The sequence below is a fragment of the Kribbella qitaiheensis genome, from assembly GCF_014217565.1.
GTDB classification, from domain to species: Bacteria; Actinomycetota; Actinomycetes; order Propionibacteriales; family Kribbellaceae; genus Kribbella; species Kribbella qitaiheensis_A.
The window spans coordinates 6,861,628-6,875,868 of record NZ_CP043661.1 but is presented as its reverse complement, the minus strand read 5'-3'; the positions used below and the strand labels follow the sequence as shown (position 1 = coordinate 6,875,868).

General features: G+C 63.2%; 21 protein-coding genes, 2 tRNA genes and 1 pseudogene. 8 read left to right on the top strand and 16 right to left on the bottom strand.

Going from position 1 to position 14,241, the window contains the following annotated elements; all coding sequences use genetic code 11:
- Nucleotides 1–53 precede the first annotated feature (53 nt).
- Nucleotides 54–126 (top strand) — tRNA-Asn (locus F1D05_RS32745).
- A 148-nt stretch (nucleotides 127–274) separates the two neighbouring features.
- Here F1D05_RS32745 and F1D05_RS32740 read toward each other — a convergent pair.
- Complete coding sequence (locus F1D05_RS32740) at nucleotides 275–415, bottom strand: hypothetical protein (protein ID WP_185444202.1); 141 nt, start codon at nucleotides 413–415, stop codon at nucleotides 275–277.
- Between the two features lie 140 nt (nucleotides 416–555).
- On the opposite strand from F1D05_RS32740, the gene F1D05_RS32735 reads away from it, so the two are divergent.
- Nucleotides 556–632 (top strand) — tRNA-Ile (locus F1D05_RS32735).
- A 70-nt stretch (nucleotides 633–702) separates the two neighbouring features.
- On the opposite strand, the gene F1D05_RS32730 is transcribed toward F1D05_RS32735, so the two are convergent.
- Together F1D05_RS32730 and F1D05_RS39220 are read right to left on the bottom strand one after the other, a co-directional pair.
- Nucleotides 703–1,569 (bottom strand): NAD(P)H-binding protein, encoded by an 867-nt coding sequence (locus F1D05_RS32730; protein WP_185444201.1) that lies wholly within the window; start codon nucleotides 1,567–1,569, stop codon nucleotides 703–705.
- Nucleotides 1,570–1,618: 49 nt separating this feature from the next.
- Entirely contained in the window at nucleotides 1,619–1,876 is a 258-nt protein-coding gene (locus F1D05_RS39220) for a hypothetical protein (RefSeq protein WP_206685925.1), read from the bottom strand.
- Between F1D05_RS39220 and F1D05_RS39215 the strand changes: the two genes are divergently transcribed.
- A complete protein-coding gene (locus F1D05_RS39215; protein ID WP_206685924.1) occupies nucleotides 1,869–2,135 on the top strand; it encodes a MarR family winged helix-turn-helix transcriptional regulator in 267 nt (88 codons plus the stop codon). The two genes, F1D05_RS39220 and F1D05_RS39215, sit on opposite strands and share 8 nt — an antisense overlap.
- A gap of 38 nt (nucleotides 2,136–2,173) precedes the next feature.
- Here F1D05_RS39215 and F1D05_RS32720 read toward each other — a convergent pair whose 3' ends face one another.
- Entirely contained in the window at nucleotides 2,174–2,533 is a 360-nt protein-coding gene (locus tag F1D05_RS32720) for a MerR family transcriptional regulator (protein WP_185444200.1), read from the bottom strand.
- A gap of 112 nt (nucleotides 2,534–2,645) precedes the next feature.
- Between F1D05_RS32720 and F1D05_RS32715 the strand changes: the two genes are divergently transcribed.
- Both F1D05_RS32715 and F1D05_RS32710 read left to right on the top strand, forming a co-directional pair.
- On the top strand, nucleotides 2,646–2,969 hold the full coding sequence (locus F1D05_RS32715) for a DMT family transporter (RefSeq protein ID WP_185444199.1): 324 nt from the start codon (nucleotides 2,646–2,648) through the stop codon (nucleotides 2,967–2,969).
- Nucleotides 2,966–3,316 carry a DMT family transporter gene (locus F1D05_RS32710; RefSeq protein WP_185444198.1) on the top strand — a complete coding sequence of 117 codons (351 nt, stop codon included), beginning with the start codon at nucleotides 2,966–2,968 and terminating at the stop codon, nucleotides 3,314–3,316. The genes F1D05_RS32715 and F1D05_RS32710 overlap by 4 nt, the downstream gene beginning before the upstream one ends.
- Before the next feature lie 12 nt (nucleotides 3,317–3,328).
- Here the strand turns inward: F1D05_RS32710 and F1D05_RS32705 are convergent, their stop codons facing one another.
- Nucleotides 3,329–3,691 (bottom strand): hypothetical protein, encoded by a 363-nt coding sequence (locus tag F1D05_RS32705; RefSeq protein ID WP_206685923.1) that lies wholly within the window; start codon nucleotides 3,689–3,691, stop codon nucleotides 3,329–3,331.
- A 221-nt stretch (nucleotides 3,692–3,912) separates the two neighbouring features.
- Here F1D05_RS32705 and F1D05_RS32700 point away from each other — a divergent pair, with 221 nt between their 5' ends.
- Nucleotides 3,913–4,479, top strand: coding sequence for a hypothetical protein (locus F1D05_RS32700; RefSeq protein ID WP_185444197.1), 567 nt, complete (start codon nucleotides 3,913–3,915; stop codon nucleotides 4,477–4,479).
- A 139-nt stretch (nucleotides 4,480–4,618) separates the two neighbouring features.
- Here F1D05_RS32700 and F1D05_RS32695 read toward each other — a convergent pair whose 3' ends face one another.
- From F1D05_RS32695 to F1D05_RS32680, 4 genes are all read right to left on the bottom strand, one after another.
- Entirely contained in the window at nucleotides 4,619–5,095 is a 477-nt protein-coding gene (locus F1D05_RS32695) for a YcxB family protein (protein WP_185444196.1), read from the bottom strand.
- Nucleotides 5,092–6,036, bottom strand: coding sequence for a hypothetical protein (locus F1D05_RS32690; RefSeq protein ID WP_185444195.1), 945 nt, complete (start codon nucleotides 6,034–6,036; stop codon nucleotides 5,092–5,094). Before F1D05_RS32690 ends, F1D05_RS32695 begins: the two co-directional genes overlap by 4 nt.
- Nucleotides 6,037–6,132: 96 nt before the next feature.
- A complete protein-coding gene (locus tag F1D05_RS32685; protein ID WP_185444194.1) occupies nucleotides 6,133–6,309 on the bottom strand; it encodes a hypothetical protein in 177 nt (58 codons plus the stop codon).
- 92 nt (nucleotides 6,310–6,401) lie between these two features.
- Nucleotides 6,402–6,713, bottom strand: coding sequence for a hypothetical protein (locus F1D05_RS32680; protein WP_185444193.1), 312 nt, complete (start codon nucleotides 6,711–6,713; stop codon nucleotides 6,402–6,404).
- Between the two features lie 73 nt (nucleotides 6,714–6,786).
- Between F1D05_RS32680 and F1D05_RS32675 the strand changes: the two genes are divergently transcribed.
- Nucleotides 6,787–7,985, top strand: a protein-coding gene (locus F1D05_RS32675) for an IS3 family transposase (RefSeq protein WP_185449045.1) whose coding sequence is annotated in 2 segments (ribosomal slippage) — nucleotides 6,787–7,051 and nucleotides 7,051–7,985 — 1,200 coding nt in all. Because the reading frame shifts where the segments join, the coding sequence is not laid out codon by codon here.
- A 702-nt stretch (nucleotides 7,986–8,687) separates the two neighbouring features.
- Here F1D05_RS32675 and F1D05_RS32670 read toward each other — a convergent pair.
- From F1D05_RS32670 to F1D05_RS32645, 6 genes are all read right to left on the bottom strand, one after another.
- Complete coding sequence (locus F1D05_RS32670) at nucleotides 8,688–9,017, bottom strand: DUF7674 family protein (protein ID WP_185444192.1); 330 nt, start codon at nucleotides 9,015–9,017, stop codon at nucleotides 8,688–8,690.
- 27 nt (nucleotides 9,018–9,044) lie between these two features.
- On the bottom strand, nucleotides 9,045–9,536 hold the full coding sequence (locus tag F1D05_RS32665; RefSeq protein WP_185444191.1) for a hypothetical protein: 492 nt from the start codon (nucleotides 9,534–9,536) through the stop codon (nucleotides 9,045–9,047).
- A gap of 4 nt (nucleotides 9,537–9,540) precedes the next feature.
- Nucleotides 9,541–10,629 carry an RHS repeat-associated core domain-containing protein gene (locus F1D05_RS41385; RefSeq protein WP_246486158.1) on the bottom strand — a complete coding sequence of 363 codons (1,089 nt, stop codon included), beginning with the start codon at nucleotides 10,627–10,629 and terminating at the stop codon, nucleotides 9,541–9,543.
- Nucleotides 10,630–10,787: 158 nt separating this feature from the next.
- Nucleotides 10,788–11,300 (bottom strand): hypothetical protein, encoded by a 513-nt coding sequence (locus tag F1D05_RS32655; RefSeq protein ID WP_185444190.1) that lies wholly within the window; start codon nucleotides 11,298–11,300, stop codon nucleotides 10,788–10,790.
- A gap of 52 nt (nucleotides 11,301–11,352) precedes the next feature.
- The gene (locus F1D05_RS32650; RefSeq protein ID WP_185444189.1) at nucleotides 11,353–11,703 is read right to left on the bottom strand and encodes a hypothetical protein; all 351 of its coding nucleotides are present in this window, start codon (nucleotides 11,701–11,703) and stop codon (nucleotides 11,353–11,355) included.
- Nucleotides 11,704–12,180: 477 nt separating this feature from the next.
- On the bottom strand, nucleotides 12,181–12,486 hold the full coding sequence (locus F1D05_RS32645; RefSeq protein ID WP_185444188.1) for a hypothetical protein: 306 nt from the start codon (nucleotides 12,484–12,486) through the stop codon (nucleotides 12,181–12,183).
- A 106-nt stretch (nucleotides 12,487–12,592) separates the two neighbouring features.
- Here F1D05_RS32645 and F1D05_RS32640 point away from each other — a divergent pair.
- Nucleotides 12,593–13,791, top strand: a protein-coding gene (locus F1D05_RS32640) for an IS3 family transposase (RefSeq protein WP_185449045.1) whose coding sequence is annotated in 2 segments (ribosomal slippage) — nucleotides 12,593–12,857 and nucleotides 12,857–13,791 — 1,200 coding nt in all. Because the reading frame shifts where the segments join, the coding sequence is not laid out codon by codon here.
- A 1-nt stretch (nucleotide 13,792) separates the two neighbouring features.
- Here F1D05_RS32640 and F1D05_RS41380 read toward each other — a convergent pair.
- Nucleotides 13,793–14,098: pseudogene (locus F1D05_RS41380) on the bottom strand (RHS repeat-associated core domain-containing protein); the annotation flags it as partial.
- Between the last annotated feature and the right edge of the window lie 143 nt (nucleotides 14,099–14,241).

Below are 14,241 nucleotides of genomic sequence, written 5' to 3'. Positions count from 1 at the left end.
GGCCTGCTAACCTAATCCGGTCCTCAGGGATCGGGGGGCAAGAAACACACCGATCCCGCGTAGCTCAATTGGCAGAGCAGCCGGCTGTTAACCGGCAGGTTACTGGTTCGAGTCCAGTCGCGGGAGCAACAAACATCCAGAGGCCGACTCCACCACGGGAGCCGGCCTTCTGCTATTCCGTACGACGCCCGCGCACCGTCTCCTGCCGGAAGCTCAAGACCTGCGCAACCCGACGACGTGCCTCAACCACGCACTGCCGGCGTCGCCCCGGTTGCTACTTGCCCTCCTTGCGGCGATCGATCGCCCGCTGGATCCGGTGCTGCGGCTGACCCGTCAGCTTGGCGATCAACGGCACCCGGAACCGGTACGCCGCGACGGCGCCCACGACGAGCACCAACAAGATGAACCAGAACATCGAACACTCCTTCGCTGAGCCCTGGCCCCCATCATCGCTTACAACAGCCACCCACAGCTCAGTCATCACCCTGACCGTCCCCTGGTTTCAGCCCGGGACCCGATACGATCACCCAGCGACATCATCACCACCTGTCGCCCGGGGCGGTAGCTCAGCCGGTTAGAGCAGAGGACTCATAATCCTTGGGTCGTGGGTTCGAGTCCCACCCGCCCCACCACAAGAACTCCCAGGTCGGAGGCCGGTTACCCCGGGCAGCAAGCCAGACATGACCTCGTCCGTGCCATCACTCATGCCATGAGTTCGTGGTGCCGGAACGTCGAAGCGTTGCGGATGCACCAGCTTTCGAAGGTGGTTGGGCGACGGCGCAATAGGTGCTCGACGGTGTTGGTGCGGAGACCGATGGTGTCGGCGCGGGCTCGGGTGAGGGCGTCGAGGAGTGCTGCTGCGAGGGCCGGTGGTGCGCCGCCGGGATAGCGGGAGCGGATCACCTCGGCGGGGGTCGCGACCTCCCGGACTTCGATGTCGCGGCCGATGGCCTTGGCCAGTACGGCGACCTGTTCTGCGACGGTGAACACCTCGTCACCGGTCAGGACGTACTCCGCGTGCTCGTGGCCGTCCTCGGTGAGGACGCGCGCGGCGACTGCGCCGATGTCCGCCGGGTCGATCGGCGCGTACCGGCCCGGACCTGTGGGATCGAGGACGAATCCGTCCTCGCGGATGGTGGCTAGCCATTCCACTGCATTGGTCATGTAGCCGCCGGGCCGCAACATCGTGGCGGGGATCCCGGAGGCCCGGATCATCTTCTCGCGCTCGTGGTGCCAGCGGCCCATCGCGGGAATTGGGTCGCCGAGAACGTTGAACGACGACAGCAGCACAATGTGCCGCACCCCGGCGGCCACGGCGGCCGCGAGTGCGTTGCTGGTGTGATCGAGGCCGATGCCGGGCACGAGGAGGAACAGCCGGGTCACGCCTTCGAACGCAGGCCGCAACGTGGCCGGATCGGCCAGGTCGCCGACAACGCGCTCGGCCCGCGCGGGCAGCGTAGCGGCGCGACCGAGATCGCGCACAAGTACGCGAAAGGTGACGTCGCTCGCGTCGAGCTCGCGGCTGAGCTCACGCCCGACATTTCCGGTGGCACCGGTGAGCAGTAGCATCACAACTCCGTAAGGTCGTTTACCGGTTAATGATTCCCGTTCGGGAACGTTAACCGGTAAACGACCTGGGGTCAACCGACCTCCATTCGAAACCATCCCGGAGACCGTCGTGCCCGAGTTCCTCGATCTTCACAGCAAAACGACCAAAGCCCTTCGCGCTGTCGCCGATGCGGCCGTGCGACGCCACGGACTGCGCCTCGGCCAGGACCATCTGCTTGCTGCGCTTTGGGAACAGGACGGCCAGACGCCCGGGAAGATCGCCGCCGCGGTCAACGTCACCACACCGGCCCGTCACCAAAGTGGCCACCGGGCTGGCCGACGCAGGCCTACTCGTCCGGCGCGGCGACGACCACGACAACCGCCTGGTCCGGCTCTGGCTCACTGCGGCGGGACGCGCGCTACAGCAGCCGATCGAGATCGAGCGACGCCGGATCGAGGACGAGGTCACCGCAGATCTGACCGATACCGAACGCCGACATCTCCTGCGTGCCCTGGCGAAGATCCACCGATCAGCCATCGGCCTGCTCTACGAGCCCGTCGACGAGCAGCGGCCAGGGCTCTCCTGATCCTTGAGCCGTGGGATCAACTCCCGGCGGCCAGTTGATCACGGAGTCTTCGCGGGTAGGGCGGTTTCCCTGCGGAGGGACTGCAGGGTGTCGAGTTCGCGGTCTATCTCGCGTCGTTTTAGTTCGAGGCGGGTGACGTGTTCGGCTAGTAGCTGTTCTAGGACGCCTGTGCGTTCCTCGGGTGGGGCTTCGAGGCATGGGAGTAGGTCGTTGATGGTGGCGCTGGAGAGGCCTGCGGCGAAGAGGTGCTGGATCATGATGACCCGCTCGACCGTGGAGCTTTCGAAATCGCGCCAGCCGGCGGGGGTGCGCTCGGCGCGGATGAGTCCCTGCTCCTCGTAGTACCGGAGGGAACGGGTGCTGACGCCGCTGGCGTCCGCTAGCTCACCGATGCGCATGAGGCCTCCTGAGGGGCTGTCCGCTGGGCCCGTACTTGCAGTTGACGCCGGTGTGAAGTTTCACCATGGAGGCCGTACGAAAGGCCCGTTAGGACAACGAGAGGGTACTGCAATGCACTGGCTTTACCTTGGCGTCGCTGTTGTTTTTGAGATTGCGGTTGCTGTCTCTGCCAGTAAGGCTGGGGGCTTCAGGCGACCTGGCTGGACCGCGGCCACACTGTTGAGCGGTGGGGTGGCGACCTATTTTCTTAGTTTGGCGCTGCTGACCTTTGACGTTGGCGTTGGGTATGCCATTTGGACCTCTGTGGCCGGCGTCGGGATCACTGGCCTCGGCGTTGTTCTCTTCGGGCAGCGGCTTGGGTGGCGCAAGTTGCTTGGCATTGCCGTCATCATCGTTGGGGTTGCTGGACTTCAGCTGAGCGGAGCGGCGGGATGAGCCGGGCGCGCGGGTGGCTGGTGCTTCTGCTTGCGGGAGGCTTCGAGGTTGGTTATGCGCTGTCCGTTGGAGGCAGTAGAGGCTTCCGTGTGTTCTCGTGGTCGGTTGTTGCTGTCGTGTTCTTCCTGCTGACGCTGTTGGCTCTCAGCGTTGCCCTTCGCACTATCGATCTTGGGATCGGTTACGCGGTCTGGGCCGGAATCGGGGCGGTCGGGGCCGCGCTGCTCGGGCCGGTTTTCTTCAGCGAGAGCCTCACGCCGATTAAAGGCCTCTGGCTTGCGGTCATCATCTCCGGTGTTGTCTGGCTCAAGCTGTCTGACAGGTCGGAGGGAGCGCGCAGTGAGTAGGCGAGAGGCGGCTTACTCGGTGTTCAGCTCGTTGCCGGAGGTCTGGACGTCCGTGCAGGCGGTGAAGGTGTAGAGCGGAGAGGTGTACTTCGGGTGGGCCGGGCTCTCGAGGCGGCGGATTGTGTTGGCGGTGAAGCGGAGGCCCTTGACGCTCTTGGCGTTGATGAGCGTGATGTCGTTGATGTCGAAGGTGTTCTCGGTGACCGAGATGTCGCGGTGGACGGGGTTCTCCAGGTCGACTGCCTGATTAGTCGGTTCGACGAAGATGACCGGGGTGGTCGGTCTGGTGAAGTGGTTGCCACGGATCGTGACGTCGGTGACCGGGCCCGACTCGTACCACTGGTAGGCATCGGAGGAGATGTAGATGCTTGCCATCGACATCGAGTCGAAGTGGTTGCCGATGACAAGGACCGGCTTGCGAGTGGTGACCAGTACGCCCGCGGGTCGGGACGCTACGGAACGTGTTACCGGAGATGACGACGGCCGGTGTCCAGGTGATGTTCTCGGGCTGCTGATCAGGTCGCCCGTAACTGATTCAACGATGTTGCGTTGAATGCATCATGGGTGAAGGTGGACCTGCCGGGTGCGGCGCATCTGTGCTGGCTGATGGGGTTGTGCACCTGGATCCGGCTGCGGCGGTGTTCGAGGCGATGCTGGAGGGCTGGGCGCGGCAGCAGCGGACCCGGTTCCCGAATGTTGACGGCACGATCAAGCCTCGGTTGATGTTGCTGCGGCGGTTCGCCGAGTTCACCGGCGAGTACCCGAGGCGGTGGCGTGCGGAGGATGTCGAGGCGTTCATGGACTGGCATCGGGCACGGCGGCGTGAGCAGGGCCGGGGGTTCGCGGTGTCGACAGGCCGGAACTACCAGAACGGGTTGCGGCTGTTCGGTGGCTACGTCACCGATGCCCGGTACGGGCGGCCGGCGCGGTGTGTGGAGTTGTTCGGTGAGGCGCCGGCGCAGATCCTGCACGAGTGGAACACCGTCACCCATTCCAGTGACTACGAGGGCAGTCCGGGTCGGCGGCCGTTGACGTACGACGAGGTGCAGGCGCAACTCCCCGCGGCCGTCCTCGCCGACCTGCTCGACATCCACGTCACCACCGCCATCAACTGGGCCCGCCAAACCAAGACAGACTGGACCAGCTACATCGCCGAACGATGACCCCGCGCCGCCGCGTAAACCGGGGACCCAAGAGCATCGAACATATATTCGACTAAAGGCACTGCCGCGGTATGTTCGGAGGGGGACCTCAGGTCTCGCATCTCAGTAGCCCGGAACGCCTGGCGAGTCGGCGGTTCGATCATTGTCGCAGCAGTCCTCCGGCGGCGAGGTAGGTGCGGAAGCGCACCTCGTCCTCAGGCGAGAACTCCGAGACGGGCAACACGATCAGGGTGCGGCCGGCTCCGAGGATCCAGTACCTGCGGGTGCGGCAGGCCCGCGAAAAGCTCTCCCATGAGTAGAACCAGCTGGTCACCTCGGTACGCCTTGCAATCCCGGTGGCAGCGATCAGGCTCACGAACCGGCGGCCGAGACGGCGAGACATCCACCAACTGATCGCCGCGGTCCACTCCGGCACGGAAAGCAACACCAGGCCTTCGATGAGGCCGACGATCATCGGCCCGGCGCCGCCCGCCGTACCGACAACCCAGATCGCCAGCAACAGGCCGACCACTCGAACTATCCACGCTCGCCACCCGAGCCAGGCCAGAAACACTTCAGTGCTCGCCCGGAAACCTCCCTCCCACGCAACCTCGACCGACGGTGCCTGCGCGCTCATCCGCTCTCCGTCCCACCCGCCACCTCGGCGGCGTTCTCGTACACGAGCCGGCGATTCCGCGCTCGCCGATCGCGCCCCGGGAGACCTCGGGGCAGGACCTTGGCGAGGGCCTCGAACACGCGGTGCTGCCGCCCCATGTCGTACTCGGCGAGGTCCGGCGCCGCCTCGAGCCACAGAGCTCCGGACCTCAGTACGGCAACCTCGTCGAACGCCTGCGTCTTCGTAATCGCCTCAGCGCCCCCGAGGGCATCCGCCACACCGGGCGATACCACCGTGATCCAGGAATATCCCCTCAGTTGGGTGTCGAGCAGACCGAGTGTCTCCTCCGGAAAGAGGCCCAAAGCACCTTCCAGTGCGGTCCTGGGGCCTTCGTAGTCCGCCTCGTCACTGAGGTAGCCGAACCCTGCCACAGTCAGCTCCGCCTGCTCGCGCAGGAAGTCAGCCCAAACACGCCGGATGGCCCGAGCCTCGGCAGGAGAGGCCTCACGACTTGTCGAGCCATCGCAGCTCAGCACCACCCAGTCCCTCTGCTCGGGGTGGCGCTCGACCGAAACGTTCAAAAAGGGCACATCAGGGTAGCCCTCGGCGCCCAACACGCTGAGTTTCGCGCTCGCCTCCACGGGCACCTTCTGCAAGCGGTCGACGAACCTGTCCCAGTTCTGCGCAGACCACGCCGCGATCGACGATCGAGCGCCACCAGCACCGGCTGCGGCCGTCACCAACGACATCCACACCGACCCCGGCTCACCGAACGGAACCAGCCCACTGCGATCCCGCAGACCCTCCGACGGCAACGGACCGGCGTTCTCCAGGTCCGCCATCAGCGGCGCCCCCAACCGCCGGAGCGCCCCCTCCAGCCACCCCTGCGCCAGCTCCGCAAACTCGGCGGCCGTCTCCGGAACACGACAGTCCAGCTCAACCCTCAGTTGCCTGCCGCGCACCGCGCCTCCTCTCGACCGAACAGAACCGATTGGAGCATCCCATCAGCCGAAAGCCGGGCCGGGCCCGGGCCGTAGATGCAATCACACCTAACGTGATCACGCCTCCATCGATGCTCGTCCAGTGACCAGCATCTTGTTGCCGTCGGCATCCGTCGTACTAATCAGGTTGCCGTCGCCGTCGGACTCGTTGACCTGCTCCGCCAGGGCATCGGTCTCTGTAGCAGGGCGGTGCGCCTCGTCCCGGCTGGACTTCGAGGCGTAGTCCGCACTCATCCATCTCTTTCGCCTTCACTCTCGACGGGCAAGGACGCACCAGCCGTTCCTTTGAGAATCGCCAACGCGGTCGACTCGTTGCTCGGCGGACGTCACAGCAGCACCTTTATCAGGTCGCCCGCAGTTCTCTGCCCACCGCCTACGAGGCCGATTTCGTCTAGAAGGAAGCCATCGCAGAGAACTGCTGCGGCGTCTGCCAGCACTACAGCGAAGAGCTTGCTCAAGTCGACGCCGCGTTCGCCGGGTGCGAAGCTAAGTGACCATCGATCGGCGAACTCGTGGGTGCCCGGAGGAAGTTCGACCACCTGCGCTGATGCGGAGGTTCCCCACCGTGCCAACCAGACGTGATCGTCATCTTCAGCCAGGACGGCATCGACCTGCTCAACATCCAAAACTGTCCGCATGACCCAACTGAGGTGCCACGAACCTTCCGGACAGCGGCTCAACTAAGATTGAGCTGTCCGGAAAGGGAAGATGTTGCCGCGTCCGAAGAAGAATTTCACTCCTGAGTATCGGGAGGAAGCTGTGAAGTCGGTGATTGAGACTTCACGTTCTGTCACTCAGGTCGCGAGAGAGCTCGGCATCAACCCGGGAACCCTCAGTAACTGGGTGAGCGCCTTTAAGCGAGACCATGCCGGCGAGGAACCGGCATTGAGCATGGACGAGCGTGCGCGGCTCCGCGAGCTGGAGCGGGAGACGCGAGAACTCCGGATGGAAAACGAGTTCCTAAAAAAAGCCGCAGCATACTTTGCCAAGGATCATCGTTGAGCGAAAAGTTCGAGTTCATCGATGCGGAGTATGCCAACAGGTTGACCCGAGAGAACGGAAATGCGCCGTCGATTGTGAAGATGTGCCGGTGGCTCGAGGTGAAACGGTCCAGTTTCAATGATTGGCGGAGCCGTCCGATGTCGGCGACTGCGCGCCGCCAAGGCGAACTCAAGCTGATCATCGTCAAGTCGTTCGAAGAGTCCGACGAGACCTACGGGTACCGGCGGGTGCATGCCGACCTGGTGGCCTGGGGTGTGACCTGTGGGCTGGAGTTGGTGCGCAAGCTCATGCGTGAGTTGGGTTTGGAGCCGTGCCAGCCGCGGCCGTGGCGGCACTGTCTGACCGAGCAGGATGGCCAGGCCGGCCCGATCCCGGATCTGGTAGATCGGGACTTCACCGCTGATGCTCCGGGGCACAAGATGGTCGGAGACATTACCTATGTCTCGACCTGGGAAGGGTGGCTTTATCTGGCGACCGTGCTCGATTGCCACACCAAAGCTGTGATCGGGTGGGCCATGGACGACAATTACAAAACCCCGCTGATCGAAGCCGCGATCGACATGGCGGTGCGGAATCACGATCTTGTCGACGGCGCAATCTTTCACTCCGACCGGGGCAGCAACTACACTTCCGCCCAGTTCGCCGCGACTTTGAAGAACAATAATCTTCGCCAATCAGTCGGGCGGACCGGTATCTGTTACGACAATGCGATGGCCGAATCGTTCTTCGGCGCTCTCAAGAACGAGCGTACCCACCGAACCGAGTACCCGACCCGCGACCATGCACGCCGCGATATCGCCCGCTACATCGAATTGCGCTACAATACTAAACGCCGTCACTCAGGGCTCGGCTACCGGACCCCACAGCAAGCCCACGACGACTACCTGGAAACACAATCCGCCGCCTGAATCAGCCATCAAAAAGCTGTCCGGAAAGCGCGTGGCACCTCAAACCGGCGAGCCGGCAGACGAGCAGCGGATCCGGCTGCCGCTGACAAAACACCTCGACCTCTACTGCCATCCACATCGTCCTTACTTCCGAAGCTCACCTGACCTCGCCACAGCGATGACGCGCCACCCTATCGATCTGGACACAGCCCCCCAGCTGCCAACCTGGCACTTACCCAGGAAATAGAACCCAGCCATCCCCGGTTCGAACGTAGATCGAACTGATCGTCCCCTGCGACGGGATCTGCGAAAGTGGGCCCTTCATACCGAAGTCGATCAGATCCTTCATCGAGACACCAGGCGCATCGACAAACAGCTCGACGCCTGAGTACCCCGCCTTCTTGGCTGAACTCTCCGCACTGGACGCGTGCCTCAGCACGCCTGCAGGTTTGGAGCCGGAGTATGCCTTGAGACTCGCAGGTACACCGTTGAGGTACCCGTCTATGCCGGGGAAGCTCTTGGCCGTCTTTCCTACGAACTCGCCGCCGCGGAACTCTACGATCCGGCTCGCCTGGGCAATCTCATGCGGCTCGAGGGCATTGTTGACGACCGAGCTGCCACGGCCGGGCGGAAGAGCCTTGAGCCCTTCGGCGGCTTCGCCTCCGCGTTTGAACCACTTGCCGAGCGTTGTCAGAATCCCGGCGATGGGTCAGTGAGGATTCTTCACGCTTTGGGGCCGGAATATAGGCGGACAACTTCTTGCCAGGACGGATCGGACAGGTAATCCAGGACCCTTACCACTAATGCATCCTGGATTACCTGATCGCCTTCATCGAGGAGGCGTTCGGCGACCCGCAGGCACCGCACTATCACGTCTACGTCATGCACACGAAGCGCTGGTTCGAAGATACCCCACCAAAAGCATTCCGAGACAATTCCGAAGGTCAGCACGGCACCTTCGCCCGGTCGCTCTCGAATCAGTGTACGAACCGGCTCCTCCGCAGACTGGAACCACTCGACCAGCAGCGACGGCAGTTGAGCGAACGTGATCATCGGCTTTGACAAATCCCGCGACCGCACCTATTTGAAGGATGCGACGAAAACGCGACAGTTCGGGGTGGCGAGATCGACGGCCAAGACGCTCCGGTGCAGAACACCACGAACGTCTTCCTCAATACCTCGAGGACCACCGAACCGTTCGACGTCCCAGCCCCGGCTGAGACCAGCTGAATACACCAGGGAGGGAACAACACCCGGCCGGAGCGGCGCCGTGAAACCACTGGCAGTCAGGAATCCCTGCACCGAGGAGCAGGCGACGTCGAAACTCAACTGAAAGCTGTACTCACGACCACTGAACGCACCGAAGTGCACCTCCGCCGCCTCCTCGGGCACCTTCAGCCCGTGGTCGCCCAACGCCTTCTCCAACGTGACTTCTGAATCCGCCCCGGCGTACGCCCTGGGATCTGGATTGGGCGACTCCTTCGACGAGCAGGCGAAGAGAGAGACGCCCATCAGCAGCGACAACAGCCACCGAACTGCCCGCTGCGCGGGGGTAGGAACACCGCTTGTCATGCCCTCACTCACTGAAGAAACCAGAACCCGTCGCATCATAGTCCCTCGCCAGGCCGACCGTATGCAGGTGAGCCCAGTCCGGCTGGTGGACGCGCGTCAGCGTGAAGTCCTTGTTGGGGAACAGCACGTCGTTCCGGCCCTCCTCCTCGGTTCCGAAGTTGTACCGTTTGTACACCTGCAGCCAGTACTGCGATTTCCCGTCCGACCCATTTCTGCCAGTCACTCGATACTGGAAGTTGTTGACCGCGAAATACCAATCAGGATCCTCGTTCCCGGTATCCGTCAACTTCCACCCGGAATCGAAGCTCCCCTTTCCCTTTCTCTTGAGCTTACCCAGCTCGAACTGAACCTCCTTACTGAACTTCGGCATCTCCTTCAGCATCTGGTCGACGTCGAACTCAAACGGATCGCCAGTGTGGCCCAACCAGTGAGTAAGCATCGCCGATGCCTGGTCGAGTCCGCGGAACTGGGCAGCGACAGCGACAGCCTTTGACTGTTCACCAAGATCCTTCGACGCGACGCCGGGCAACTTCTCCCACCACGGCACGCCCTCACTCGCATAGGGACGATCCAAATCCTTCCTCGTGCCCGGCCCGTCGGAGGTACCGGGCAGGATTGGCGGTGGCTGCGTCTGAGCCGCCGATGAGGGCTGGGTCGGGACGCGGTTGCCGTATTCGTCGATGGCGTAGTGGCCGTCTATTTCTACGCCGGTGATGGGGTTGCCGCCGGCGAAGGCGTACCGGTTGCTGGTCCACGGGTCGGTGCCCAGGTTGAGGTCGGCGAGGGCACCGTTGTAGGAGTCGCGGGTGAGGAAGCGGTTCAGGCCGGGTGAGTAGTCGCGGAAGCCCATGTCGTAGGACTGCGACGACTGGTCCCAGCGCTTCGCGTTGAAGCGGTAGACGTTGTACGGCTCCTGGCCGGGGGTCTGGGCCTTGGGCTTGTCGACGCCGGTGAAGCGGTCCTCGTCGTTCTTGCCGTACGCGGTGTAGCCGTACGTCGAGCGGCTGTCGCCACCTTCCGAGGTGAGGGTCTCGACGTCGGATTGGGGATTTAGCCGTAGTACGAGTCCTCCGACGTACCCCCTGGCCGACACGCTGCTCGGCTGGCTTCGCGGTCAGCTCGTCGCCGTCGGCTTCCCCCACCTGGAAACATGGAGGATCCAACGGACCGAATCGCCTTCGAGCGGAAACCGACCCCGGTTGGTGAATTCGTAGCGGCAACAACCCGTTCGGCCACAAATACGCAGGACAACTACTCACGGGAACGATCAGCGCCGTCCTCGTAGACCAGCCTGGTCAAGGTCTGGCTGCCGTACGACGGCAGCTTCCGCGGGCGCCCCGGGGGCAACACCGGCGCCAAGACGTGGAACACCCGCCCCATCGCTTCATCGTCGTACTGCTCCAGCAACTCTGTCGCACGAAGCATCACGCCGCCGTAACGCAACAGCCGGACCTCGGCAAAGGCCCCCGACGCCTCCAGTCCCGGAACGCCGCCCAACTGGCGAACCGCCTCTGGTGGAATGACCGTGAACCACGAATAACCACGCACGCGGACCGGACTCTCCGCCATACCGACCCCGCGCTGCCGCGGCAGGAACGTCTCCAGAGCCGTTCTTCCACTGTCGTTGTCGGTGGCGACATTGGCGAAGGTCGCGCTCGCGAACTCGGCGAAATCGGCCACGAACTCGGTCAGTACCCGCTGAGAGACGGCCGGTACCACGCCCTCACGCAGCGCCCGGTACGTCGCACCAACCGTGAACATCACCCACGGACGGGAGTCAGGCTCGGCGGTAACACTCAGATGAACCATCGCCGCGTCACCGGCCCTCGAAGCCTTTGGGGTCACCCATCACGCGCCAGAAGGCATCGCCCCTCCACTCCCCCAACGACGCTCTCAGTAACTCGAAACGATCCTCGGTATGGGCCACCGACCACTCGCCCCGCCCAAGCGACGGCACTCCGATCCGCCCCACCACAGCCTCGACGCTACTGTCCCCCGCCTCCCGCCGCCTCCACAACGGACCACTCAACCTCGACCGCGACTCCTCCAGCCACCAACCGGCCAGCAACCGCAACATCGCCTCATCGTCGGCCCGAGCCGTCACCAGAACCTGAACGAACGCCTCCGGAACCCCACTGCCCACACGCTCACCCCCGACGGTGGTCACAGAACCTCCCTACCATCCGACACGAACCGCGATACCCATCAGGCCCCCTTGTCCACCAAACATGTTCAGCAAAGCGCTCTGCCCGCCTTCGGACGATCCCGTCGGCCGAAGGCCCAACCTCTCAGTACCGGACAGCCTCCGCTCCACGGCGGACCACCCTACTTCCCCAAGGAACCAGCGTCAGAATCGATCCCTGTTTGTCAAAAGGCCGCGCATGCAGGCACCGGCGCAACTGCACACACTGCACTGAGAGCTACGAACCCAGTGAAGGCGTCGATCTCCGCGGTGATGTCTGGCGCCGGTTTGAGTTGCCAACCGCGCGCTTCGTTTCCCTGCTGAACCTGGTCGTCGTCTGGCTCGGTCGTAGAGCGGACAGGGACCTTGGGAGTCGACGTCCCGTACCACCGCATGCCGCCGAGATCGCTTCTCTCCGTGCCGTTGGTCTTCTGCTTTCCGGACCAGACTCGGCCAGACCCCTCACGCGATACGAAGGGTGCCGCCGCGAGATCTTCCCCTCGACGCACAACTGCTTCCGGATGCATTTTCGCCCAGTTGGTCCACGTATCGCTGAAGTTGAGCAACGCCGGTATACCCGTACTCGTTTGCCGGCTTCACTTCGTACACGTAGATGATGCCGGCGTCCTTGCCTCTGCCCCAGATGATCATGTCCGCCACTCCATCTGCCCCAGATCCGTCCTTCTTGCCTCCCACGACCTTGTTCCGTGTCCTTCCGCCCTCACCTACGTCGATGGTCACCTCACCCTCGAAGTCGTTCGTTTTCATCCACTTCTCAGCGGGCTCGACGCTGGCGATGATCGCGGCATTGAGGTGCCACGAACCTTCCGGACAGCGGCTCAACTAAGATTGAGCTGTCCGGAAAGGGAAGATGTTGCCGCGTCCGAAGAAGAATTTCACTCCTGAGTATCGGGAGGAAGCTGTGAAGTCGGTGATTGAGACTTCACGTTCTGTCACTCAGGTCGCGAGAGAGCTCGGCATCAACCCGGGAACCCTCAGTAACTGGGTGAGCGCCTTTAAGCGAGACCATGCCGGCGAGGAACCGGCATTGAGCATGGACGAGCGTGCGCGGCTCCGCGAGCTGGAGCGGGAGACGCGAGAACTCCGGATGGAAAACGAGTTCCTAAAAAAAGCCGCAGCATACTTTGCCAAGGATCATCGTTGAGCGAAAAGTTCGAGTTCATCGATGCGGAGTATGCCAACAGGTTGACCCGAGAGAACGGAAATGCGCCGTCGATTGTGAAGATGTGCCGGTGGCTCGAGGTGAAACGGTCCAGTTTCAATGATTGGCGGAGCCGTCCGATGTCGGCGACTGCGCGCCGCCAAGGCGAACTCAAGCTGATCATCGTCAAGTCGTTCGAAGAGTCCGACGAGACCTACGGGTACCGGCGGGTGCATGCCGACCTGGTGGCCTGGGGTGTGACCTGTGGGCTGGAGTTGGTGCGCAAGCTCATGCGTGAGTTGGGTTTGGAGCCGTGCCAGCCGCGGCCGTGGCGGCACTGTCTGACCGAGCAGGATGGCCAGGCCGGCCCGATCCCGGATCTGGTAGATCGGGACTTCACCGCTGATGCTCCGGGGCACAAGATGGTCGGAGACATTACCTATGTCTCGACCTGGGAAGGGTGGCTTTATCTGGCGACCGTGCTCGATTGCCACACCAAAGCTGTGATCGGGTGGGCCATGGACGACAATTACAAAACCCCGCTGATCGAAGCCGCGATCGACATGGCGGTGCGGAATCACGATCTTGTCGACGGCGCAATCTTTCACTCCGACCGGGGCAGCAACTACACTTCCGCCCAGTTCGCCGCGACTTTGAAGAACAATAATCTTCGCCAATCAGTCGGGCGGACCGGTATCTGTTACGACAATGCGATGGCCGAATCGTTCTTCGGCGCTCTCAAGAACGAGCGTACCCACCGAACCGAGTACCCGACCCGCGACCATGCACGCCGCGATATCGCCCGCTACATCGAATTGCGCTACAATACTAAACGCCGTCACTCAGGGCTCGGCTACCGGACCCCACAGCAAGCCCACGACGACTACCTGGAAACACAATCCGCCGCCTGAATCAGCCATCAAAAAGCTGTCCGGAAAGCGCGTGGCACCTCACATCGTGGGCGCTGAAGGTCGGAACCCGGTTGCCCTCGTCGTCGATGGCGTAGTGGCCGTCGACCTCTACCCGGCTGATCGGGTTGCCGCCGGCGAAGGCGTAGCGGTTGGCGTTCCAGGGGTCGGTGGGGAGGTTGAGGTCGGCCAGGGCGCCCGAGTAGGCGTCGCGGGTGAGGAAGCGGTTCAGGCCGGGTGAGTAGTCGCGGAAGCCCATGTCGTAGGACTGCGACGACTGGTCCCAGCGCTTCGCGTTGAAGCGGTAGACGTTGTACGGCTCCTGGCCCGGGGGTCTGGGCCTTGGGCTTGTCGACGCCGGTGAAGCGGTCGTCGTCGTTCTTGCCGTACGCGGTGTAGCCGTACGTCGAGCGGGTGTCGCCGGCGTCGGAGGTGAGGGTTTCTATGTCGCTG